Below are 20,873 nucleotides of genomic sequence, written 5' to 3'. Positions count from 1 at the left end.
CGGTCTGTCGGTGCTTCCTGGATCGGCAGACCGCGACCTGTTTGCGATTAGCCGCCGAGCGCCTGGGCAAGCCCGATGAAGAACGGTATACATAAGCCGATCGCAATGGGCGTGCCGACGGCTGTGGAGGCTCCGATGTAGGCGGAGGGATTGGCCGACGGGATACCGGCTCGCAACGTGGGCGGACCTGAGATGTCTGAACTGGAGGAGGCGATGACAGCCAAGACCACAACACCGCCCATGCTGAAGTTCATGGTGTAGTGGGCAATCATGCCGAGACCAAAGGCGATTAGCCCATGCACAAACGGTGCCACCACGCTATACACAACGTACCATTGAGCTACCTTACGCAGCTCGCCAATTCTTGACCAGGCCTCCATACCCATGACCACCATCAAGATCGAAAGCAGACCGCGAAAGAGGGGGTCGTAGAAGCTTTCATAGACACTTTCCGGCTTGGTGAGGATGCCAAGAGCAAGTCCGAGCAACATTGCTGATAGGGCTGGGCCCTGGAGGCTTTCCTGCACGATCGGCCATATTTTGACCCGATTATCCGCAAGCCCCTTCTGCGTGCTGAGATACTCCTGCCGACTACCAGGATAATCCTGCTGATCGGGATAATCACCTGCCGCAACGGGCTGCTTGCTGAAAGACCCCTGCACGGTGGATGGGGCGGCTACACTATGCTTCTTCTTGTTGTTGAGATAAATGTTGGCCACAACAATCGCAGTCACGAGCGCTGGGATATCCATGAAGGGATAAAGTGCGCCAGTCCATGCCTCGTATGGGAGTTTTTGTTCTTCCAGGAGCGTCAGGGCGGCGGCCATGGTAGAACCACTCACAGCCCCAAACAACCCCCCGGTCGCGATCGCATCCACAGTTTTGACCTTCGGCAGCTTGGCCAACGTATATCGCGCGATGAATACAATAAGAACCCCTACCACTACAGCAAACGCTGCGGGTAACACCATATCCGCCAGATTGGAATTGCGGATCGCGATTCCACCAGTCAGACCGATTTTGGTGAGCAGCATGAAGACAATGATTGTACAAATCGACTCTGGGATTACCAATTGGCTACCGAGCGCAGCAATGACCATACCACCAATCAAAAAGCCGAGTGTTGGGGACTGCAACTGCTTAACGAAGTCCATTACAAAAAAGGACCAAAAATCCACGAATACCTCCTTATGCCTCCTCTAACGAGGAGTATTACAATAAATGAACTAAATGAACTAAATGAACTAAATGAACTTGAAAGAGTTAGAGAAAGCAGGAGTGAGGCGTTTCACCCCTACGGCCCAGGTGTTGCACGAGAACCTATGGACACCAAACAAAGCGGCAAAGAAGCCGACACAAACTGTCCCCTACAGCCCACCAGTGGAACTACACCAGAGGCGACCCCGAAAGCAAGGGCGAGCGGCAATGAGACGACTGCGGCAGTGACACCCCCAAAGATGTCTCCCCACAGGTTGTTAAATCGAATCAGATTGGTGATTGACATCGGTGAATGAACAGTAGAGGGCAACCAAAAAGAACCCATCTAATACAGATGAGTGGACTTAAGCTAGAGAGGGTCGATCGCGATTTCAGGAGAAACCCAGGTAGGCTGTTCAGTCCATTCTGCTATCGACTTCAATCTGGAGAAATTCTAAATTATCTTTATCTTTCCAACTCTACGCTACTGTGAGTACGATTGCTTACTGACTAGCCCAAGAGAAAGATATCCCTTTCATAGAAATCTCTCTATCGCTCTTGGTCAGGTAGAAATTGGGGACGCGATCGTCAGATTGTGGCATCCACCGAAGTTGCGATCGTCTGCTCAGTGTTAATCAAATCGGTCAATCCGATTCACCAAAAGCGCCACTGAAATCATCGGCAGTGCTGGAAGAAGGCAGATCAGCCATTGCGTGAGATTTAGTGATGCGGTTCCAAATAACACATTCATCATGCTCCACTGGCTGAAGACGAATTGTAAGACGATCGCGCCCCCAACGCCAAAAATAATGGTGCGAGTATCGCTGAAAGCCAGTGCTTTTCTTCCTCGAAGTTTCGCAAATAGAGTCGCTCCTAGTTGACTAATGCTCAACAGATAAACAATCCGACCTGCTACTAAGTAGCTGGGTGGAATTAAAGAGAAGACCCTCATTCCCAACCCTTCTTCCCAAGGAGAAAGGAGCTAGATTCAAAGTCCCTCTGGGTGAGGGCGGTTTGCGGCATCTTACGTTTAATTAGCCCTTGAGCAGAGCATCGACTGGTTTGAGAATAATGTTGCTGAACATATTCCTAACCCTTCAGATTCCAACTGGTTGATTACTCGGCTACAAGCGATCGTTGCGAACTTATCAAGATACGCATTTGATTTCCTGGCAAATTCCATTAACGCGGCGTTTGAATTCGTCGTTGTTGTCGTATTGACATTGATGTTGCTGGTTAATCCACAGGTATATCGTCAGGCGCTGGTTCGATTTTTCCAGCATTTTACCGGAAGCGAATGGATGAAGTCTTGACCCAATGCGCGACCACTCCAATTCAGTAGTTGATCAAGTGCGAGTGACGCTGCTTGGCACCGAACAGTTGCGAAAATTACCGCCTTTAAATCTAACCTATGCTAGATGAAAAATGTTAGGAAGGTCGCCTTTAATCTTCATCAGACTCTTTGTAGCAAATTCAATGGTGCTGAAAAATATCCGCGATCGCTTTAGACAGTCTCGTCGTAAACGGCGTGATCCTCCGCAAGTTCAGCAGTTTGTAGCAGATTTGATGGCGGAATCAAAGTCTGATGAGGTTTACTTAATTCTGATTGTCAGTTCCTGTGCGATCGCAACGTTTGGATTGCTCTCCAACAGCACTGCTGTAATTATTGGGGCGATGATTGTCGCGCCGCTGATGTTGCCAATTCGGGGACTCGCGCTAGGTGCCTTGATTGGAAATCTCTCTTTGTTTCGTCAAGGTGCAATTTCAGTCGCGATCGGAACTCTACTCGCCATTGTAATTTCCTGGCTATTGGGCGTGCTTGTTGCCTTACCGAGCTATGGAAGCGAGATTTTAGCGCGATCAGAACCCACATTGCTGGATTTAGGGATTGCAGTCGCAGCAGGTGGTATTAGTGGCTATGCCAAGGTTGAACCGAAGATTGCGGGCAGTTTAGCGGGAACTGCGATCGCGGTTGCCCTAATGCCTCCAGTTTGTGTCATTGGTTTAGGATTAGCAGCATCAGACTGGTCACTCAGCCTTGGAGCAACTCTGCTCTATCTGACCAACTTACTTGGCATCACATTATCTTGTATGCTGACGTTTCTGATTGCAGGCTATACCCGATTTCGCCATGCCCGAAAAGCATTAACGTGGGCAACGCTTCTAACCGTAATTCTGTTAATTCCGTTGGGGGTAAGCTTTGCCCGTTTGATTCAGCAAGCACAACTACGGACTAACTTGCAGCAAGCTTTACTAAATCGCACTGTCACGTTTCAACGGCTCGAACTACTCAGAACCGATGTAGATTGGCTCTCACAGCCGCCGATCGTCCGATTGAGTGTACGAGCAAGAGAACCTGTTACTCCCCGACAAGTGCAGCTTTTAGAAGAATTTATTAGTCGAGAAATGAGGCAGCCTTTCACGCTCATTTTTGAAGTCGGTCAAATTGAAGAAGTGCGCCGTTCGGAACAGTAAGCAGTCGATCGATTAGTCTGGTTCTCCTTGCATCTCTCGAACTTCAAACGTAACTACTCAGGTTGAGGGATAGTCGGATTACCCAAGAACACTTGCTTGAGTGCATCCAATACAACAGAACGCAATTCAGAAATTGAGGCTGCCAACAAGCCAGCTATACCTCCTGCTTCCCCAATTCAATCGCACTTAGAAACTAACCAAGCAAATTCGATCGACATTGCAGCCCTCGCCAATGAAGTGAGAAATTTTGATTTAGAAGCCGTAGCAGCCAGTTTGGGACTTCAGAAAGACCAACGCGACAAGAACAAGTGGAAAGATGCAAGTCACACAATTAGCATCAATGACGGAAAATTCATGGATTGGTTAGCTGATAAAGGTGGTGGAGGTGCGATCGATCTCGTCATGCACGTTCGCAAAATTGAGTTCAAGGAGGCAGTTCAGTAGCTTTCAGGGCAAATGCTATCCGCTCCTGTTCAGTTTCAATCCTCTTCAGTACAAAAAGAGCCTCGTCCACTCGAATTGCCGCCCCGAAACGAAGACCATTGGGCAACCGTGCGACAGTACCTTGTTGAAACACGAGGGCTACCTGCAACCTGGATCGATCGCTTTCACAACACAGGGTTAATTTACGCAGATGATCATCGCAATGCTGTTTTTCTTCGGCATAGCGATCGATACAACGACCAAGCCTGGTCACGTCATGAAGCCACAGGTGCAAGTCTGCGCGGCACACGCTATACAGAACACGCCTTTCATGGATTGGCTCCTAGTTCGTCTCGTGAGAATGGATGGTTTTGGTTGCGATCAGCGAATGGCGAAGTCAATCGAGTGATTTTGACGGAATCCTCGATCGATGCCATCTCTCTAGCGGCCTTGGAAAAAGAGAAGTCGTCAAACTAAACTACGGTGTCAACCGACGGGGTTGCAGCCTGGAAAATTCACCGCATCTTCGTCTAGAAATCCAGCGATCGCCATTTCGATCACCGCTTCGATCGAAAAATTGACTTGAGCTGCATACGTCATCAGTCCAAGTTTAATTTTTTTCCGGCAACCCGTCTAAGAATGCTTGAGCGACTTCAGAGCTGAGATGTTCACGGACTTGTTCAGGGGCTTGCATCGTCATTCCTCCCTACTTCTTACGAACGTTATAGCGTGGTTTTGCACTCTGGATCATCCGTGTCTCCAGAAGGTCGCCTCGCTGAAAAGTTTGAATCGTCGCCCTAATCCATCTGCTCCCGCTGCTTCAAAGGCTTGTTTCGACTTGCTAATGAAACCGACTGAAACCTGCAACACGTCTTGAATCGCAAAATAGGTGTACCCCTGTAAGACCATCTGCACCGCCAGTGCCCGCTTCAGTTCACGCGGGTCTGGATTGCTTTGAATCATCGCAATTAGCTCTTCCATCGGTCGCTTCGCTGCATCAGAAGTTAAACTGTGCAATAGCTTAACTTCCTTGGAGAATTCTTACAACTAATTTAGGACTACTATAGCAATCCTAAATTAGTTGTAAGAATCTTGAAATAGCCCGTTCTTAGTGATTCATTCTCAACCATTAATTGACGACCAACCACTAATCACTAAGGACTAACCACAGAATTCTCACAACTCAAATGGGATAGCGATATCAGCTTGTCTGACGCAATCACTTTACCCCGCAAACCGTAAACAATATCGCTGCCGCTAATGCTGCAATTGTCCGAAGGTGGTTCCAGAAAGTCCAGTTAGCCAGGTATTTAGTCCATAGGGTTGTCCCTTCTGGGCTGTCGGGTTTGACCACTGCCAAGGCATCGTTTAATGGAACATTGCAGGCGATCGTGACTCCAATTGTACCAACCAGATAGAACAGACTACCGAGTAACAAGTAGCTTGTCCCTGGCTGCTGCCACTTCAACATTGAGGAAATGGCTAGAAAAATACAAGTTGCGCCTGTTCCCAGGAATACGGTCATGAACCAGGGATTAATTACCGTGATATTGATCGACTGCATAGTGGCAATCCCGGATGCGGTCGGCTGTTGAGCCAGAGCATTCATGACAAAGGTTGAGAAGGCGAAGAAGACTCCTGCGATTAGTCCACAACCTAGCACCGAGAACAGCTTCAATCCAAAAAGCAAGGGGTGAGGGATTTCCATAAACTCTCCTACGGCTTACTGTAAGTTCAAACTGAGTAATCGTTTGCTGAACAATCTGATTAAGGCGATCGCAGCCGCTATTAAAGGTTACTGCATTGCGCTATCCTCCAACCAGTTGAGCAATTTGAGTACGAGCAGATGCAATTGACTCTGCCAACTTTTGCCCGCCGTATTCGTCGTCTTCAACATGAATAAAGGTGATATCAGTGATGCCCATAAACCCAAAAACAGTAACAAGATAAGGGTCGTGATGATTCATCTTCTCGTAGCGACCACCAGGCTGAAAGCCAGAATCACCTCGTGCTTCGATGATAAACATTTTCTTACCTAACACGAGTGGCTTAAAAGCATTGGCACGATCATCGGGTTCAAAGGCAACGGTGCGTCCAACTCGGACAATTTGATCAATGTAAGCCTTGAATCCACTGGGAACACTGAAGTTGTACATGGGAACGCCCATCACATAGACGTCAGCCGCTAAAAATTCATCTACGAGCCGATCGCTGAAGTAAATAGCTTTCTGCAACTCAGGTGTGTGTTGTTCAGGGGGTGTGAAAGCAGCAGCAATCCAGGGTTCATCCACATGAGGAATAGGATTACGACCGATATCTCGATAGGTGACGGTAGCGGTTGGATGAATTTGTTTCCATTGTTCGATAAATTCTCTCGTGAGTTTACGCGAATGAGAGCGCTCTCCTCTAGGACTCGAATCAAGATGCAATAGATGTGCCATAGGTTCTCCTGATGGATTACTCTCTCAGCTTAGACAATCATTTTGAGCGGGACTATCTGATTCCTGTGCCACTATCAAAATCTTGCGGTTCCTTCGGATTTGCGCTTTGCGCTAAACGGTTTTCAGCCTGCTTGATGGAAAGCCTGAAAAAGTGAATACAATCAGAACTAAACGCATTAGGATTGCATCATGAAAAATCCTGTGACACCTCAGCTCGAATGTGGCTGCCTACCCCTCTTATCTAGCCGAAATCAAGGTTGGGAAAACATTCTAGTCGAACAATTTCAACATCCGCCGGGGGAAGGAAAAACTTATTACAGCGATGAACACACGATTTGTCTGTCGCTTGCTACTCGTCCCGTTCGCTTTCTACAAATCAAAGGAGGCAAAACCCACACGAGCCTGTATGGAAAAGGTGACATTTCTATCACGCCTGCCAAGATGCCGTTTTTTGCGCGTTGGGAGGGAGATGACCACTACCTGCACATTCGGATTGCGTCTCAATTTATTCAAAACGTTGCCAGAGAAAGCCTAGAGAGAGATTGCGAACGCTTGGAGTTGCTGCCCGAATTTCGGACGCGCGATCCGCAGATTGAAGCAATCGGCATGATGTTACTGACTGAACTTCAACAAGACAATTTAGGCGGCAGGCTCTACATCGACTCGCTATCCAATGTTCTGGCAGTTCATCTCCTTAGACAATATGCGGCGGTCAAACCTGCATTACCGATTTACAACGGGGGCTTACCTCAGCGGCAACTTCTAAAAGTCTTAGATTACATCAATGATCATCTCGATCAAGCGATTAAACTGGCAGATTTGGCGGCGTTGCTAGAGATGAGTCAATTTCACTTCAGCCATTTATTTAAGCAAGCGATCGGAATGTCTCCTCACCAATACCTGCTTCAACAACGAATCGAACGCGCAAAGCAGTTGTTAAAACAGAGCAATCAATCGATTCTGGACATTGCTTTGATGTGTGGATTTAACAGTCACAGCCATCTGAGTAAACAGTTTCGGCAAGCGACTGGGATAACACCAAAAGCTTACAGAGTCAGATAGCGGATAGCTATATCTCAAAGGGAGTGGGAGGTTATGAAGTATGGCTATATTGAGCGCGAACGCCGCTTTTTGATTAAAAGTTTACCCCTCGACCTGAGCTTAGAGCATGATTATCGTCGGATACAGGATGTCTATTTTCTAGATACTCACCTGCGCCTACGCACGATTACCACGCCGGATGGACAATTGATTCAGCAGAAGTTTGCTCGAAAACAAGCCATGAGTGACTCTAATCGTCACGCCCACATTACCAACCTTTACTTAGCTCCAAATGAATACCAACTGTTGGCTTCGCTAAAGGGATCAGACCTACACAAGCGACGGTATCAATATCCCTATCTCAAACAGATTGTTGCGGTTGATGTGTTTGAAGGGCAGCTAACAGGACTGATCTTAACCGAAGTTGAATTTCTGAATGATGAGGCGATGGAACAGTTTCAACCGCCCGATTTTTTTGAAATTGAGGTAACAGACGACCCATTCTTTAGAGGTGGTCATTTAGCAACAATACAAGCTGACAGATTGCATCAAGAACTAAATGTTCGATTTCAAGGCAAAGAAACGAGGGAGGCAAAAGCGACAGGTTAAGTTTTTTTAGAAGCAGTTTGAGAGGGATGCTGTGTTGTAGTATTTTGTAGTATGACAAAGGCTGAATATTTAGCTAATTCAGATCTTGAACCCTTCCTTCTGGAGGACATTAAGAATGCGTGAACTGAAGTATTACATTGCTTGTACCGTCGATCGCTTCATCGCCCGCAAAGACGATTCCTATGACTTTTTTCTGATGGAAGGAGAACATGTCGCCGATCTGCTGACTACCTTTCCTGAAACAATTCCGGGTCACGTTCGGAATAAACTTGGCATCACAGCTGACAATCAGTACTTTGATACCGTGTTGATGGGACGCAGGACTTATGAAATTGGACTCAAAGAAGGAATTAGCAATCCTTATCCACAGATGAAACAGTATGTGATTTCTCAAACCCTAAAAGCCAGCCCAGACTCAGCGATCGAACTTGTCTCATCCGACCCCATAGCATTCATCAAAAAATTGAAGCAGCAACCAGGTCAGAATATTTGGCTGTGTGGTGGTGGCAATCTAGCAACAATACTTTTTCCAGAAATTAACGAGTTGATTTTGAAGGTGCATCCCATTCTACTCGGCTCAGGCATTCCCCTGTTTTCGGGTGTTGTTACACAGACTTCGCTAAAACTTACCCACAGCCAAATCTATAACAATGGGTTCATGTTGCTGCATTATCAGATAAATCATTAAGGAAAAGTTTATATCCTGCTCCAAATGGGGTTGTGCTCCAACTGGTTCAATAGACAATCGAACAAGCCGCGTGAAGTTGAACTTTGCTGTTAGGCGGTTCATCGCTCAAGAATTTTTTACGCTAACTAGCGTTTATATCAAATCTTCAATTGCGCTGGAAACAAGCGTCTTCGACTGCTGCTAATCGCCAGCTATAAACGTCACCTCGCAAGTATCCCGGTGACGCAAATGCCTCCTTCGCTTCAAAGCAGCGTAAAGTGCCTTGACTTGAAGATCAGTCAGTTCTTTGGATTCTGGCTCTGGTTCACTGGGCGCACTCACGGACAGCATTGGGTTGTCGGTCATGTAGTGTGCCTCTTGCAGCCAGCGGAAGGGCTTGTCTGCTTCTAAATCGTGAACCACCGCTGTTTCCAAATGCTTTTTGTAGCGCGTGATATCCCAAGTTGTCATTTGATTCCAGGGCTTGTCTGTCCAAGCCACTGCTCGACCCGCACCCATCGCAGGCCGTCAGAGGGTGGCTCCTTGAGATCGGGCAAGCACTGTTCCTGACGCTTTGGGGCAGCCGAATCTGAAATTGGGCGGGGAGACTCAGAAAAGTTTAGGGGTGGTCATAGTGCGGCTCTAGCAAAAATTAGAGGATTCATCTGCTAGAAATTATGATGATATTTAATAAAAGAAAAGAAATTTGAATGGTCGAATTCAGAAAAATATCCTTGTTTGTTGATGAGCAGGTCGCATTTTTGCTGAAGATGCTAAAAAATAATCAAGCGATCGGATGGACGGTCAGGTTATCTTAAGGAGTGACGATCTGAGGATAAGTGATGAGGATTAAGGCTCAAGTTGAAGTAGCTTGTGCGATCGTAGTTCTAACTTTTTGCCTCTGGACGGGCACCGCGTTGGCAGCGTCTTCACCGCCTCCTCAATTAACGGCTCCGTCGCCCACTTACAACTCATTTTGGGAAAAACTGGAGCGATTGAGAGAAGACAGACAACTTCAACAGTTGGTGGAAGATGATTTAGAAAAGAGCTTTGTGATTCGGACGCAGATTCAAGAAGAAGTCGATCGAGCGTTTGGACATACAACAACTTTATTGAATGTTTTATTGGGGGTATTAACAGCTTTGCCTGTGTTAATTGCGGTGGGCGTTTGGTTCATTCGTCGCAGTGTGGTCAATCAGATTATTAATGAGACTAAGAAACAAGTTCAGGAAGAAGTTCACAAACAGCTTGAAGCAGAAGTAACAGCAGAATTTAAGAAACAAACAGAAGTCTTTCAACAGGAGATTGAAAAGTTAAAAGCTGAATTTGAAGATCAGTTATCTCAACTAAAAAGTCTATTTTCAGACACTCAAAAAGAGAAAGATCAGATCATTCAAGAACTTTCCCAAATCACCCCTTCTCTAGTTCGAGACTCGACCACACCTGAAACTCAGCAGAAAATTCAAACTTTAACTAGACAGCTTGAATGGTTAAAATCACAAAACTCTCAGCTTTCTTTCACAGTTCACGACTACATTGAGCAGGGCAAAGCTTTCTATTTTGAGGGACGATTTGAGGAAGCGATCGCTTCTTACGACAAAGCCATCCAGATTGAACCTGACAACGCAAAAGCCTGGTTTAGTCGCGGGGCAGCCCTGGCAAAATTGCAGAAGATAGAAGAAGCGATCGCTGCTTACGAAAAAGCCACTCAAATCAAATCAGATTTCTCAGAAGCATGGTTTGGAAAAGGGGTTGCATTTACAAAACTACAGCGGAATGGAGAAGCGATCACCGCTTACGAAAAGGCAACTTCTATCAAATCAGATTTCTTTTCGGCCTGGTTTGGTAAGGCTAGATGTTATGCTTTGCAGGGTGAAGTTGAGTTAGCGATCGAGAGTCTTCAACAAGCCATTAATTTGAATCCAGAAAGAGCTAAAGAAATTGCAAAAACTGACCCTTCTTTTGAGCAGCTTCGAGAAAATGAACAGTTCAAGAAGCTAATTGAATGTTAGAAGAAATCAGTTTTAGAAACGCATTCCTCCAATAATATAGAAGCAGCTTCCATTCAATAAAGCTGTGATTACTGCACCGATGATCACGCCTTTCATGCGTCCCCATTGTTGTCTTCTTGCAAATCGAACGGCGATCGGAACAATATAAATTAACTGAGATAATCCGATTCCAAAGGTCAAGTACACAAAAATAATTGGAATTGAAGGGAGTTGAAGGTTTGTAAACAGCCCTGCCATTCCTACAAAGAAAATAACTGCTAGAATGTTGAGTCCAAATGCCAGAAAAACGCCTCCAACAATATCTCTCAATTCGCTTTGTTGTGACATTACACTTGCTCCTGAAGCCGATTTGAGACGAGAGGATAACCTACACTTCCTTCGCGGTAAAACATATTGTAAGTATCAAAAGGAATGATTCTACCGTCAGGGTGAGCAATGTGAATACAGGAACGCTTGACCGATCGCACGTCAAAGTTAAACGGATCTAGAAACTGCATAATAATCACTCGAAACACATTCTCATAGGTAATTCCTGACGGCACTGGCAGCATCGGTAAACAACACAAAAGCTGTCTTAAAGTTGTCGCCGAAGAACTTGGAGAATGACTGGTTGAAAAAAGTTTGAAAATCTGTTTTTTCAGGTCTTCATTTTGTTCATATAAAACTGAGTTTGGCATCACTTCTAAAAACGCTGTAGGGTCGAGTAACCCAGTTAAAGGAATCACTTTACCGTTAACTTTTAGCGCGTATGCCAGTGCCAAACAGTCCGGATGACAAGGAACAGGCAGCAAATCTTTGGGCTGAAAATGAGGACTTTGTTCTAAAATGGCACGACGAACCTCGGTCAAGGTGTAGCGATCGCGCTTCGGGTCAAAATCCTTCAGTCTTCCAGCGGCTTGAATGGGCTGAAAGGTGACACCTCTCACACATCGCTGTTGTAGTCCGTATTCAATAATCTTGCCAATCTCGTGATCATTCAATCCTTTTTTAAGCGTGACGACCAACGTGGTTGAAATCTTGAATTCATTGAGGTTAGCGATCGCTTTCTCGCGAATATTTCTTAAGTCTGCTCCTCGCAATTCTTTCAAGGCTTGTGCTTCAAAACTATCAAACTGCAAGTAGATTTCGATACCCGGCATGTATTGACTGAGGCGTTCACAAAAGGCACGATCGGTCGCAATTCTCACGCCATTGGTATTAATCATCAAGTGTTTAATGGGCTTGCGCTTAACGATTTCTAGAATTTCAAAAAACTCTGGATGAATCGTCGGTTCACCACCGCTAATTTGTACAATATCCGGTTCTCCTTCATTCGCAACCACGTTGTCTAGCATTTGTTCAATTTGTTGTAGACTGCGATGTTGACGCGGTTGATTCGCAGAGGAAAACTCTTCAGCCCCGGAGTCTGCATAACAGATCGGACAAGAAAGATTACAGCGATCGCTCACTTCCACCAAGGTCAAACAACTATGCTGTTCATGATCAGGACATAGCCCACAATCATAAGGACAGCCATACCGGATTGGTGTATTGAATTTGCGCGGCATATCTCCTGGTTTAATAAACTCTTGACACTGTTTGTAATAGTCAATGTCGTCAGCAATTAAAACTTCTTCTTGACCGTGAATCAGACAGTGTTTGACTAAATAAACATTCTCATCTCTGAAAATAATTTTTGCTTCGACTTTCGTTAAACACTTCGAGCAAACACTATTGGTTAAAGCGTAGAAGAGGTAGGGGCGAGTAGGCATGATGAGGGATGAGGGATAAGGGATGAGGGATGAGGGATGAGGGATGAGGGATGAGGGATGAGGGATGAGGGATGAGAGAGGTTATAGTTTTGAGAATTGGAATAACTTGGGAATCGTGGCTCGGTAGTGTAAGAGAGCGAATAGACAGGCGATTTGAATGGCGCTCAGGTTGAGAACGGGATGGAAATCAGGTTTGATGAAGTCAATGAGAAAGCGAAAGCTTAAATAAGCGATCATATAAAACTTGAACAAATCACCGGATTCTGATAGGAAGCGAGATCGCCACTTCAAAAATATTAACAACGCAAATAGAAATGCAATCTCGTATAACTGAGTGGGATGACGGAGAATCCCATCTCCAAAGTCAAAGCCCCACGGGAGCAAGGTGGGAGTGCCATAGGTTTGATCACTTAACCCAGTTAAAAAACAGCCGATGCGCCCGATCGCCGTTCCCAAAATCAACGGATAAACGAAGGCATCTCCAGTCGATTGCTTGACCCCGATAATTTTCTTGATCAGTTCAACGCCTGCTACTGCACCAATCAGCGCACCCACCACCGTTTTACCCTGTAGCAACAGTAACCAGAATTGTTCTTGATGTTGCCAAAATAAATCAATGTGTTGCAAAATGACGAGCAGCTTTGCGCCGATTAATGCACCGACTAATCCACCGACGACGATCGAACTTCTTTGAGTAGCGGGAATAATGTCCTTCCGAAAATTTCGCAAACTGAGACGCAGAGCGACACTGTAAGCGATCGTCTCAAACAAAAAATGTGGATGAATACCCCAGATATAAACAGGAAAATTCACGCTGATTTTGAATGACAGAAGACTGCTAAACTATACGCGACTCAGCCCCAAAAGCAGCCGACTTGTCACACTCTTTTATGCTTTCTATGAAACCTTATCAGCAAATTGCGATCGTAGAGTGCGGCGAACCTCTAGTTGCGATTCCAGCTAATTTCTCGCTTGTGTCGCCTCATCCTTATCAAAAATTGGGTGCGCCTTATGGAGAAAAATCGCCCTTTTATCTGCGTCAGGGAGTGGTCGATCGCTTGCTCACGGCTCAAAAAATGCTGCAAAAAATCTATCCTGGTTGGCAACTTCAAATTTTTGATGCTTACCGTCCGGTTGCGGTTCAACAATTCATGGTGAATTACACTTTTTTAGAACTTGTGCAATCCAGAAGTTTAGATCCAGCCAGCCTGACTGATGAGCAGCGTCAAGAAATTTTTCAGCAAGTCTATCAATTCTGGGCAGTCCCAAACCTTGATCCCACAATGCCACCGCCTCATAGCACGGGAGCCGCGATCGATATTACTTTAATTGATGAATTAGGAGACACGATCGACCTGGGTTCAGCGATCGATGAAATCTCGGAGCGATCGCACCCCAATCATTTTGCAAATAGTACTGACTATAAAGAACAACAATATCATCAACATCGCCAACTGCTTGAGAAAGTAATGCTCACGTCTGGATTCAAACAACACTGGAATGAATGGTGGCATTTCTCTTACGGCGATCAGATTTGGGCATGGCTGATGGGTCAAGACACCTCAACCCGACCATTGACCGCCAAATATGGGCGAGTTTGAGAACGTTGAACAAGCGCCTTTTGCATTAACCCCGTAAAACCCGCAGAAAATATTAAAGATTTAGTCAAGAAAACACCTTGTTTATTTTAATTCTTCGTGAGGGAGGCTAAAACTGGACTGCAATCTTTCTCTCTAAGAAAGTTATTCTCTCTAAACAGAAATCGAGATTCATTCCTGAACTATGCAAGACAAGATACTCAGTTTCAAAAGACCCAACAGTCGGCACTTTTACGCTCGTCGATATCAAGGCAAGATCGAATCAGGACTAACCCTAGACTACGTGCGCTTTCAGAACACAATCATTGTGCCTGGAGTCGATGTAGATGTTGATGTAAAAGCAATAGAGTCCGGAACAGCACGCTACAAAGAGTTACTCTATATTCCTGTTTACTTACTCTCTGCACTCAACATCAGAATTATAGTTGCGTTAGCACTCGTCTTGACTTTGATGACCCTGCTACCAGGGAGTAACACCTCTTTGAATTTCGGTGGAGCGTTATTCGTTTATCTACTAGTTTGCGGCTGCTGTATTTTTTTTGCGACTTGGGTAATCAGGCGCGTTTATCAGTTTATCGGGGAGAGGAGAGTTAGAGTTTCTTCTGCTATCTTCAACATTGTCTTCTTTGTGACAGCTACCTCGACGCTTTATGCTTATGGAACGCACAGTGGCAGCGCGGCTTTGAATTTAGGTTGGCAGGTAGTCAATTTAGTCATCGCTTTGTATTTAGCACCCGCGATCGTCACATTTCTTTGCTGCATCAACATTCGTGCTATTCGGCACCTCAAGGTTGAGCATGAATGGCGGGTGAATGACAGAATTTATGGCGGACACCTGAACGACAACAATGAAATTGTTCTATACCCCCGATCAGGAGAAGGATTCCATCCGCTGGATGCGTTGGAATATAAAACCCTGATTGCTTACCAGACCACCCAGGGGAATCCGATGAAAGCAAGGGAATTGATCAAAGTTTGGCGCACAAAACGGCTGAAAACCTCGGTCGATGAGAAGCTAATGCGGCTCAAACAGTTTAATCTTCCGAAGCAGTTCGTTCTCCTAGTCTTTAAAGCTGCTGCACCGTTGATAGGGCTGTTTTTGGAAAAGACTGGAACAACTCTGAATGCTAAGGTTTTAGCAAAGTTCGGAATGTGGCTCAGGTGGCAGGGGTTCGATCGCGTCTTCCTGATCTACCAGGAATGCGAATCCGCCTTGAAGCGTGGTTTTTAGCATGGGTGGATCACCAAATGGTGAGAGCTGTTAGCGTTTGGGAGATTAGCTTTGGGTTCTGAAAGGTGAGATCTGCGGTTTAACTCATCCTCCAAAACCCAAGCGTCTCTTAGGCTTCGATCTTCACTGAGATAATTTTGTCACCTTGACGAATTGCATTCACGACATTCATATCCTGTGTTTGCCCAAAGGTGGTGTGTTTTCCGTCTAGATGAGGCTGGGGCGAATGGCAGATAAAAAATTGACTGCCGCCTGTGTTGCGTCCTGCGTGAGCCATCGACAACGTACCCGCCACATGCTTGTTTTTGTTGATTTCACAGTTGATTTCATAGCCAGGGCCACCCGATCCCGTGCCTTGAGGACAGCCACCTTGAATCATAAAATTGGGAATGACCCGATGAAAATTAAGCCCGTCGTAAAAGCCCTTGTTGGACAGATCGACGAAATTCTGAACCGTGTTGGGAGCATCTGCATCGAACATGTCGATATGAATAGTGCCCTTGTCCGTTTCCATGATTGCGCGAGTCATATGTTGCTCCTTTTTTGCACTTTCTGATCCTACAGCTGCACTTTCTGATCCTACAGCGTTAAGGAGAGATGAGGGAAAACGGCGTTCCGCTGCGCGAGGAAGGATGAGCGGATGAGTTAGGCTTCTCAATACTTTCTTAATATCAATTAGAGGAAGCTTCCGTTTTGATTACAGATTTGGATTGCCTCCAAATTCCTCTCCTCTTAAAGTCCCCCAGATTGGGGGGTTGGGGGGCAGAAGCGTTGTACAACGAAGCAGAAAAAACCAGATCAAATTCATGTTTTCTCAAGCAGATTCAGGATTGAGTTTGCTCATTTCCCAGGTCGTGTAGGTGCCGATCGGACTCCACAATAAATAAGGCACTAACAACAAAGCAGCCCAGCCTGAAACTTGCCATACGAGAAGCGTGAGCGGGATTCCCAGCAAAAACCCTAATCCCCCAATGAAGGTGCCTACTTTCAAACTGCGCGTTCGGAACATGACCGGGGAATAGAGAATAATTGCAATCTCAACCAGCAGATAATACGCCATTAAGGGCCAGCTTTGAGTCTGCTCCCACACACTGTAAGCTGACCATGCACCGCAAATGAAGACAATCGTCCAAATCACAGGAATCAGCTTCTCAAACGTCAGCCAGCGAGGGCGGCGCAAGCGATTGAACCATTTGATATCTTTGGGACTGAGAAGACTACCGCCCAACGCCACCAAAAACGTTACGAGTCCGATGACCATCCACGACTTGATCATAATTCTCAGCCCAAAAAGAACAGACGACATCATTTTTTTGCCACCCAGCGTTATTGTGTCAGAGTTCTTCTAGCGTGATCATCAATCTTGAGAGCGATCGTTCTCGTCTCTTGATGCTTCTAGAGGACGCTTTTGATCCGCAATTCAATTTGCAAAAACCAAACAGCATTAGGCCAGCAGTTCTTCGATTTCCTTGTCTGTGAAACCAAATTGTCTGAAGATTCTCAATACATAAGCTGGAGACATTTCACCTGCACCGATATCGATCGGGACAATCCTTTTCTGGTCTTCAACGGTTCAACAGTAGAGTGAAGGGATGTTTTTAGGCATAGACAGCCCGTAATTCATAAGTTTCTGAGGTTGGTTCTTGAGAGCCGATGTTTAGAAACTCATGCAATGCTCTGATGGAGACGGGTTCTGAGTAAATATCTTTGTCTGACTCATCGACCATTTGAAGGGAGTCGATCGCTGCTTTGAGCTTTTGAATGGCGGTGTCTTGAGTGTCTCCCTGCCCAACGATGCCATTTTCGAGACATAGGGCGACCCAATGGCCTGCGCTTTGTCTCAAGACGAGGGTGTAGAAGTCCATCAGTTTGAACCAGTAAGGGATGTTTTTAGTGTATCAGCCGTGTTTGAGAGTTTATGGATGTTTGGGGTTGTGAATGGCTTGCCACCATTGATGGGCACTTGTGGCGTGGGGATGATCCTGTCCGAGGGTACGATCAAAAATTGCGACGGTTCTGGGTATTAGGGGCTTTGCTTCATCCAGTCGATTCAGGCTGTCGTAGAGAACTGCCAGATTTCATAAGCTGATCGGGGCTATCTGAGGGGCGGGGACTCTCGGAGCGACGGGGCAGGGGGGATGGGAGAGATGATTGGATTGGTAGGAAATGAGGGAATGCGAGGTGAGGGAATGGGAGACGCGAATGGGGAGGCGTTGATTGATTTGGCGAGGTCTAATGCTTGTGAGAGGAGAGGAGAGGCTTTTTCGGGTTGTCCGGCTTGGGTGTAGCGCTTGGCAATCTCAGGAAGAAGCGTCGCTAGAAGCGTAGAAGTCTTGATTGTATTTGCAATCTTTAACGCTGTATCAGGCTGATTGAGCTTGAGGTAGTGTCGCGCAATCTCAACCAATGCCTGATCTTTACGAGACCCGTCTGGTAACGTTTGGCTAATTTGTAGTGCCGATTCGATTTGACCTTGTTTGGCAGATTCAGCCGCGATCGTCGCCAACACATTCTCCTTAAGATTAGAGTCTTGAATGCTCTGAGCGATCGTCACTGCCAAAGACAACCGCTGCTTGACTTGATCAGAACTGGCAGACTTATCCAAAAATAGCCGCCCTCGTGCTGCACTTTCCGCCGCTTCGTATCTCGCACAATCATCACGTTCCAACTCAATCAACTGAGCAAACTGGCTTGTTTTACCAGAATCCAAAGCTGCCCACATCAGATCTGACAACGTACTACGATGAGCACCGTCACGCTGCGATCGACTGACTCTAAAGGCTTGCTCATAGTCCCCTGCCTTAGCGTACTGGAGCGCCAATTGATTCATTGCTGTCTCCTGAGCATCACGGCCCGAAATCGTTAGAATGGCTTGCCTTGCCTGATCGGATTGCCCCACCGCAGCCGATTTGAGTGCAACTTGGGTCAAAGCCTCTACCCTCGAAGCATTCTCTTTGAGCGATCGTGCCAACTGCATCGCCGTCTTAAAGTCACCCGCCGTCACATAGCCCTGAGCGATCTCAATCATCGCCTGGTCGTAGTCATAATTATTTTTGAGCGATCGAGCCGTTTTGAGCGCCAGAGCCAACGTAGAACGGGCTGCTTGCGGCGGTTGAAGATTCGCAATTTCGACCAGCTTTGTCGCCTTCAAAAACGGATCTTTGACTGAAGTGATCACCCCCAACGCTCTATCGACTTGCGCGATCGCAGCATACTGCACCGCAACAGATGCCAAAGGTTCGTCCGCAGAATTTGCCAAAAGCGATGGCATTCGATAAGAGAGAAGACTCAGAGGACGAATCGGGCGCATCAAGGAAGTACAAAGAGAACTAGCAGGAATGAAGAGTCTCGAAGGCGGCAGGGCAGCAGGCGATCGACGCGGCCTTGGGGCAGCCGAGAGAAGACCGGGAATCAACCCCAATTGCAGACCGACCAACAGCACTGAGACCGTGAGCTTTTGAAACATGAGTTCTTCGCCGATTCAAAGACAACCTATCGAGAAAAATTTTACCACCGAGAAATAGAAGATCTGTGTGATTTCTCGTAGGCTCAAGAAACTTTTGAGAAATCTACCTTATGAGAGGGGCGTTTGTTAAATCAATCCAGCAAATTCGATCGTAAGATTCATCCTTCTGTATAAGTAAGTTGCACAGTATAAAAATACTATTCGCAAAGGAACTGCCGTGACTCATCCCCGTGTCATTTGTCTAGGCGAAATCTTGTTCGATCGCATCTCCAATCAGCCCGGTCGATCGCTCGAAGCCGTCAATTCTTGGACATCATATCCGGGAGGCGCTCCGGCAAATGTGGCTTGTGCATTGCCAAAATTAGGGACTCCTTCAGCGTTTGTCGGCTGTGTAGGACAGGATGAAATGGGGCGATCGCTGGTCGAGTTGCTTAATTCAATTCCGGTAGACACGACGGGCATTCAGTATCATCCGACTGCGCCAACTAGAACGGTCATGGTGTTGCGATCGGAAACAGGCGATCGTAGTTTTGTGGCCTTCGGAGACCAGCGCAACTCAGCAGAATTTGCAGACACGCATCTCCAAGCGAGTCAGTTGCCTTCTGCATTATTTGAATCAGCCGACTTTCTAGTTTTGGGCACATTAGAACTCGCGTATTTTGACAGTCGAGCCGCGATCGCGCGTGCACTAGAACTGGCAGAACAATTTTTTGTCAAAGTGGTTTTAGATGTCAATTGGCGACCCGTCTTCTGGTCAGATCAAAACGCGGCCCCGCCAATGATTCACGAATTGATCAAGCGAGTTGACTTTCTCAAACTAGCCGACGAAGAAGCCCAATGGCTGTTTGACACAACCGATCCGGGCGCGATCGCTCATCGGATTGGTACGCTAGAAGGCGTATTAGTCACGGCTGGCGAACAGGGTGCTGCTTACTGTCTGGGCGACAACGAAGGCAAAATTCCCGCTTTTGAAATCGATGTCGAAGAAACTACGGGAGCCGGAGACAGTTTTGTAGCGGGGTTTGTTCATCAGCTTTGTCAGCGAGGCATTCACAATTTGAGTGATCCAGAGGTTGCGAGACAAGTCGTTGCGTATGCCAGTGCTGCGGGTGCGTTGACGACCACTCGATCGGGTGCGATCGATGCCCAACCCACTGCCGCAGAAGTCGATGCGTTTTTGTATATGCAAGGTAAATAAAGGGATGAATGAGGCAAAAAGCAGAAATCACTGTTTAACTTAAAGATTGTCAGTAATAATTTATCTCTCGTCATTTGAGTATGGCTGTTGAAATTGAACGAAAGTTTTTAGTCAAGAACGATCGCTGGCGCACACTAGCCACCGGAGTGTTGTACCGTCAGGGCTACATCATCAGTCAACCGGGAAGAACGGTGAGAATTCGCGTGGCTGGGGATCAAGGATTCTTAACCATCAAAGGAGATACCAAAGGAATCGCTAGAGCAGAATTTGAATATGAGATTTCGATCACTGATGCGAATGAACTGTTAAACACACTCTGCGAACCTCCGATAATCGAAAAATATCGCTATAAGATCAGTTTAGGAAACTTAGTTTGGGAAGTCGATGAATTCTTAGGAGAAAACCAGGGATTGATCATTGCTGAAGTCGAATTACAGAATGCAGAACAAGCGATCGACCTTCCCGACTGGATTGGCGAAGACGTTTCCCACGATCCGCGCTACTACAATTCCAACTTATCAAAACATCCCTTTAGCCGCTGGTCAATAAAAGCATCTGATTAAAGCGCAATCGCCCACACACGGCAATCTGCTCAGGAGTTGCAGAAACACTTCCAGAAGGCAATTATTTTTTCTTTACCACCTTACCAAAACTCACAAACAAGTCTATTTTGCCTCATCCCTCATCCCTTCTCGCGCAGCGGATTACCCCAAAGGGGGAACAGATCATCGAAGTTCTCCCTCTCGCGAAGCGGAATTCTCCCT

Annotated in this window: 26 protein-coding genes; 11 read left to right on the top strand and 15 right to left on the bottom strand. The window is 46.4% G+C overall.

Annotation, left to right across the window (positions count from 1 at the left end; genetic code table 11):
* Window positions 1-47: 47 nt before the first annotated feature.
* From ACKFKH_RS13785 to ACKFKH_RS13775, 3 genes are all read right to left on the bottom strand, one after another.
* On the bottom strand, window positions 48-1,178 hold the full coding sequence (locus ACKFKH_RS13785; protein ID WP_446858881.1) for a sodium-dependent bicarbonate transport family permease: 1,131 nt from the start codon (window positions 1,176-1,178) through the stop codon (window positions 48-50).
* A gap of 116 nt (window positions 1,179-1,294) precedes the next feature.
* Window positions 1,295-1,504, bottom strand: coding sequence for a SulP family inorganic anion transporter (locus ACKFKH_RS13780; RefSeq protein WP_446858880.1), 210 nt, complete (start codon window positions 1,502-1,504; stop codon window positions 1,295-1,297).
* 324 nt (window positions 1,505-1,828) lie between these two features.
* Window positions 1,829-2,149, bottom strand: coding sequence for a cation transporting ATPase C-terminal domain-containing protein (locus tag ACKFKH_RS13775; protein ID WP_446858879.1), 321 nt, complete (start codon window positions 2,147-2,149; stop codon window positions 1,829-1,831).
* Window positions 2,150-2,673: 524 nt separating this feature from the next.
* On the opposite strand from ACKFKH_RS13775, the gene ACKFKH_RS13770 reads away from it, so the two are divergent.
* The 3 genes from ACKFKH_RS13770 to ACKFKH_RS13760 all read left to right on the top strand — a co-directional run bounded on the left by ACKFKH_RS13770 (window position 2,674) and on the right by ACKFKH_RS13760 (window position 4,572).
* Entirely contained in the window at window positions 2,674-3,672 is a 999-nt protein-coding gene (locus ACKFKH_RS13770; RefSeq protein ID WP_446858878.1) for a DUF389 domain-containing protein, read from the top strand.
* A 96-nt stretch (window positions 3,673-3,768) separates the two neighbouring features.
* Complete coding sequence (locus ACKFKH_RS13765) at window positions 3,769-4,116, top strand: hypothetical protein (RefSeq protein ID WP_446858877.1); 348 nt, start codon at window positions 3,769-3,771, stop codon at window positions 4,114-4,116.
* Between the two features lie 12 nt (window positions 4,117-4,128).
* Window positions 4,129-4,572, top strand: coding sequence for a DUF3991 domain-containing protein (locus tag ACKFKH_RS13760; RefSeq protein WP_446858876.1), 444 nt, complete (start codon window positions 4,129-4,131; stop codon window positions 4,570-4,572).
* A 270-nt stretch (window positions 4,573-4,842) separates the two neighbouring features.
* On the opposite strand, the gene ACKFKH_RS13755 is transcribed toward ACKFKH_RS13760, so the two are convergent.
* The 3 genes from ACKFKH_RS13755 to ACKFKH_RS13745 all read right to left on the bottom strand — a co-directional run bounded on the left by ACKFKH_RS13755 (window position 4,843) and on the right by ACKFKH_RS13745 (window position 6,536).
* Window positions 4,843-5,076 carry a helix-turn-helix domain-containing protein gene (locus tag ACKFKH_RS13755; protein WP_446858875.1) on the bottom strand — a complete coding sequence of 78 codons (234 nt, stop codon included), beginning with the start codon at window positions 5,074-5,076 and terminating at the stop codon, window positions 4,843-4,845.
* A gap of 238 nt (window positions 5,077-5,314) precedes the next feature.
* Complete coding sequence (locus ACKFKH_RS13750; protein WP_446858874.1) at window positions 5,315-5,803, bottom strand: anthrone oxygenase family protein; 489 nt, start codon at window positions 5,801-5,803, stop codon at window positions 5,315-5,317.
* Between the two features lie 100 nt (window positions 5,804-5,903).
* Window positions 5,904-6,536, bottom strand: coding sequence for an FMN-dependent NADH-azoreductase (locus ACKFKH_RS13745; RefSeq protein ID WP_446858873.1), 633 nt, complete (start codon window positions 6,534-6,536; stop codon window positions 5,904-5,906).
* A gap of 189 nt (window positions 6,537-6,725) precedes the next feature.
* On the opposite strand from ACKFKH_RS13745, the gene ACKFKH_RS13740 reads away from it, so the two are divergent.
* The 3 genes from ACKFKH_RS13740 to ACKFKH_RS13730 all read left to right on the top strand — a co-directional run bounded on the left by ACKFKH_RS13740 (window position 6,726) and on the right by ACKFKH_RS13730 (window position 8,874).
* Entirely contained in the window at window positions 6,726-7,598 is an 873-nt protein-coding gene (locus tag ACKFKH_RS13740; RefSeq protein ID WP_446858872.1) for an AraC family transcriptional regulator, read from the top strand.
* Window positions 7,599-7,631: 33 nt separating this feature from the next.
* Window positions 7,632-8,186: a hypothetical protein gene (locus ACKFKH_RS13735; protein ID WP_446858871.1), complete on the top strand. Its 555-nt coding sequence runs from the start codon at window positions 7,632-7,634 to the stop codon at window positions 8,184-8,186.
* Between the two features lie 115 nt (window positions 8,187-8,301).
* Complete coding sequence (locus tag ACKFKH_RS13730; RefSeq protein ID WP_446858870.1) at window positions 8,302-8,874, top strand: dihydrofolate reductase family protein; 573 nt, start codon at window positions 8,302-8,304, stop codon at window positions 8,872-8,874.
* Window positions 8,875-9,054: 180 nt separating this feature from the next.
* On the opposite strand, the gene ACKFKH_RS13725 is transcribed toward ACKFKH_RS13730, so the two are convergent.
* Window positions 9,055-9,372, bottom strand: coding sequence for a hypothetical protein (locus ACKFKH_RS13725; protein WP_446858869.1), 318 nt, complete (start codon window positions 9,370-9,372; stop codon window positions 9,055-9,057).
* A gap of 323 nt (window positions 9,373-9,695) precedes the next feature.
* On the opposite strand from ACKFKH_RS13725, the gene ACKFKH_RS13720 reads away from it, so the two are divergent.
* The gene (locus ACKFKH_RS13720; RefSeq protein WP_446858868.1) at window positions 9,696-10,865 is read left to right on the top strand and encodes a tetratricopeptide repeat protein; all 1,170 of its coding nucleotides are present in this window, start codon (window positions 9,696-9,698) and stop codon (window positions 10,863-10,865) included.
* Window positions 10,866-10,877: 12 nt separating this feature from the next.
* On the opposite strand, the gene ACKFKH_RS13715 is transcribed toward ACKFKH_RS13720, so the two are convergent.
* The 3 genes from ACKFKH_RS13715 to ACKFKH_RS13705 form a co-directional block, all read right to left on the bottom strand.
* On the bottom strand, window positions 10,878-11,192 hold the full coding sequence (locus ACKFKH_RS13715; RefSeq protein ID WP_446858867.1) for a hypothetical protein: 315 nt from the start codon (window positions 11,190-11,192) through the stop codon (window positions 10,878-10,880).
* Window positions 11,192-12,616, bottom strand: a complete 1,425-nt coding sequence (locus tag ACKFKH_RS13710; RefSeq protein WP_446858866.1) for a radical SAM protein — start codon at window positions 12,614-12,616, stop codon at window positions 11,192-11,194. Before ACKFKH_RS13710 ends, ACKFKH_RS13715 begins: the two co-directional genes overlap by 1 nt.
* 81 nt (window positions 12,617-12,697) lie before the next feature.
* Window positions 12,698-13,429, bottom strand: coding sequence for a prolipoprotein diacylglyceryl transferase (locus tag ACKFKH_RS13705; RefSeq protein WP_446858865.1), 732 nt, complete (start codon window positions 13,427-13,429; stop codon window positions 12,698-12,700).
* Between the two features lie 86 nt (window positions 13,430-13,515).
* On the opposite strand from ACKFKH_RS13705, the gene ACKFKH_RS13700 reads away from it, so the two are divergent.
* The gene (locus tag ACKFKH_RS13700; RefSeq protein WP_446858864.1) at window positions 13,516-14,217 is read left to right on the top strand and encodes a M15 family metallopeptidase; all 702 of its coding nucleotides are present in this window, start codon (window positions 13,516-13,518) and stop codon (window positions 14,215-14,217) included.
* A gap of 304 nt (window positions 14,218-14,521) precedes the next feature.
* A complete protein-coding gene (locus ACKFKH_RS13695; protein WP_446858863.1) occupies window positions 14,522-15,445 on the top strand; it encodes a hypothetical protein in 924 nt (307 codons plus the stop codon).
* A 109-nt stretch (window positions 15,446-15,554) separates the two neighbouring features.
* Here the strand turns inward: ACKFKH_RS13695 and ACKFKH_RS13690 are convergent, their stop codons facing one another.
* The 5 genes from ACKFKH_RS13690 to ACKFKH_RS13670 form a co-directional block, all read right to left on the bottom strand.
* The gene (locus ACKFKH_RS13690) at window positions 15,555-15,974 is read right to left on the bottom strand and encodes a peptidylprolyl isomerase (RefSeq protein WP_446858862.1); all 420 of its coding nucleotides are present in this window, start codon (window positions 15,972-15,974) and stop codon (window positions 15,555-15,557) included.
* A gap of 285 nt (window positions 15,975-16,259) precedes the next feature.
* Window positions 16,260-16,751 carry a TspO/MBR family protein gene (locus ACKFKH_RS13685; RefSeq protein ID WP_446858861.1) on the bottom strand — a complete coding sequence of 164 codons (492 nt, stop codon included), beginning with the start codon at window positions 16,749-16,751 and terminating at the stop codon, window positions 16,260-16,262.
* A gap of 292 nt (window positions 16,752-17,043) precedes the next feature.
* Window positions 17,044-17,310, bottom strand: a complete 267-nt coding sequence (locus ACKFKH_RS13680) for a hypothetical protein (protein ID WP_446858860.1) — start codon at window positions 17,308-17,310, stop codon at window positions 17,044-17,046.
* A gap of 51 nt (window positions 17,311-17,361) precedes the next feature.
* Window positions 17,362-17,520: a tetratricopeptide repeat protein gene (locus ACKFKH_RS13675; protein WP_446858921.1), complete on the bottom strand. Its 159-nt coding sequence runs from the start codon at window positions 17,518-17,520 to the stop codon at window positions 17,362-17,364.
* A 20-nt stretch (window positions 17,521-17,540) separates the two neighbouring features.
* Window positions 17,541-18,911 carry a tetratricopeptide repeat protein gene (locus tag ACKFKH_RS13670; protein ID WP_446858859.1) on the bottom strand — a complete coding sequence of 457 codons (1,371 nt, stop codon included), beginning with the start codon at window positions 18,909-18,911 and terminating at the stop codon, window positions 17,541-17,543.
* A 217-nt stretch (window positions 18,912-19,128) separates the two neighbouring features.
* On the opposite strand from ACKFKH_RS13670, the gene ACKFKH_RS13665 reads away from it, so the two are divergent.
* Window positions 19,129-20,109, top strand: coding sequence for a carbohydrate kinase family protein (locus tag ACKFKH_RS13665; RefSeq protein ID WP_446858858.1), 981 nt, complete (start codon window positions 19,129-19,131; stop codon window positions 20,107-20,109).
* 80 nt (window positions 20,110-20,189) lie between these two features.
* Window positions 20,190-20,672 carry a CYTH domain-containing protein gene (locus ACKFKH_RS13660; protein ID WP_446858857.1) on the top strand — a complete coding sequence of 161 codons (483 nt, stop codon included), beginning with the start codon at window positions 20,190-20,192 and terminating at the stop codon, window positions 20,670-20,672.
* The last annotated feature ends 201 nt before the right edge of the window (window positions 20,673-20,873 follow it).

Source organism: Phormidesmis sp. 146-20, assembly GCF_052939475.1.
This window is presented reverse-complemented; position numbering and strand designations above follow the sequence as displayed.

Bases quoted from the DNA above. Each gene is read 5' to 3' on its own strand.
- ACKFKH_RS13780 (WP_446858880.1), bottom strand. From the start codon at position 1,504: ATGTCAATCACCAATCTGATTCGATTTAACAACCTGTGGGGAGACATC.
- ACKFKH_RS13775 (WP_446858879.1), bottom strand. From the start codon at position 2,149: ATGAGGGTCTTCTCTTTAATTCCACCCAGCTACTTAGTAGCAGGTCGG.
- ACKFKH_RS13770 (WP_446858878.1), top strand. From the start codon at position 2,674: ATGGTGCTGAAAAATATCCGCGATCGCTTTAGACAGTCTCGTCGTAAA.
- ACKFKH_RS13760 (WP_446858876.1), top strand. From the start codon at position 4,129: ATGCTATCCGCTCCTGTTCAGTTTCAATCCTCTTCAGTACAAAAAGAG.
- ACKFKH_RS13755 (WP_446858875.1), bottom strand. From the start codon at position 5,076: ATGGAAGAGCTAATTGCGATGATTCAAAGCAATCCAGACCCGCGTGAA.
- ACKFKH_RS13750 (WP_446858874.1), bottom strand. From the start codon at position 5,803: ATGGAAATCCCTCACCCCTTGCTTTTTGGATTGAAGCTGTTCTCGGTG.
- ACKFKH_RS13745 (WP_446858873.1), bottom strand. From the start codon at position 6,536: ATGGCACATCTATTGCATCTTGATTCGAGTCCTAGAGGAGAGCGCTCT.
- ACKFKH_RS13740 (WP_446858872.1), top strand. From the start codon at position 6,726: ATGAAAAATCCTGTGACACCTCAGCTCGAATGTGGCTGCCTACCCCTC.
- ACKFKH_RS13735 (WP_446858871.1), top strand. From the start codon at position 7,632: ATGAAGTATGGCTATATTGAGCGCGAACGCCGCTTTTTGATTAAAAGT.
- ACKFKH_RS13730 (WP_446858870.1), top strand. From the start codon at position 8,302: ATGCGTGAACTGAAGTATTACATTGCTTGTACCGTCGATCGCTTCATC.
- ACKFKH_RS13725 (WP_446858869.1), bottom strand. From the start codon at position 9,372: ATGGGTGCGGGTCGAGCAGTGGCTTGGACAGACAAGCCCTGGAATCAA.
- ACKFKH_RS13720 (WP_446858868.1), top strand. From the start codon at position 9,696: ATGAGGATTAAGGCTCAAGTTGAAGTAGCTTGTGCGATCGTAGTTCTA.
- ACKFKH_RS13715 (WP_446858867.1), bottom strand. From the start codon at position 11,192: ATGTCACAACAAAGCGAATTGAGAGATATTGTTGGAGGCGTTTTTCTG.
- ACKFKH_RS13710 (WP_446858866.1), bottom strand. From the start codon at position 12,616: ATGCCTACTCGCCCCTACCTCTTCTACGCTTTAACCAATAGTGTTTGC.
- ACKFKH_RS13700 (WP_446858864.1), top strand. From the start codon at position 13,516: ATGAAACCTTATCAGCAAATTGCGATCGTAGAGTGCGGCGAACCTCTA.
- ACKFKH_RS13690 (WP_446858862.1), bottom strand. From the start codon at position 15,974: ATGACTCGCGCAATCATGGAAACGGACAAGGGCACTATTCATATCGAC.
- ACKFKH_RS13685 (WP_446858861.1), bottom strand. From the start codon at position 16,751: ATGTCGTCTGTTCTTTTTGGGCTGAGAATTATGATCAAGTCGTGGATG.
- ACKFKH_RS13680 (WP_446858860.1), bottom strand. From the start codon at position 17,310: ATGGACTTCTACACCCTCGTCTTGAGACAAAGCGCAGGCCATTGGGTC.
- ACKFKH_RS13670 (WP_446858859.1), bottom strand. From the start codon at position 18,911: ATGTTTCAAAAGCTCACGGTCTCAGTGCTGTTGGTCGGTCTGCAATTG.
- ACKFKH_RS13660 (WP_446858857.1), top strand. From the start codon at position 20,190: ATGGCTGTTGAAATTGAACGAAAGTTTTTAGTCAAGAACGATCGCTGG.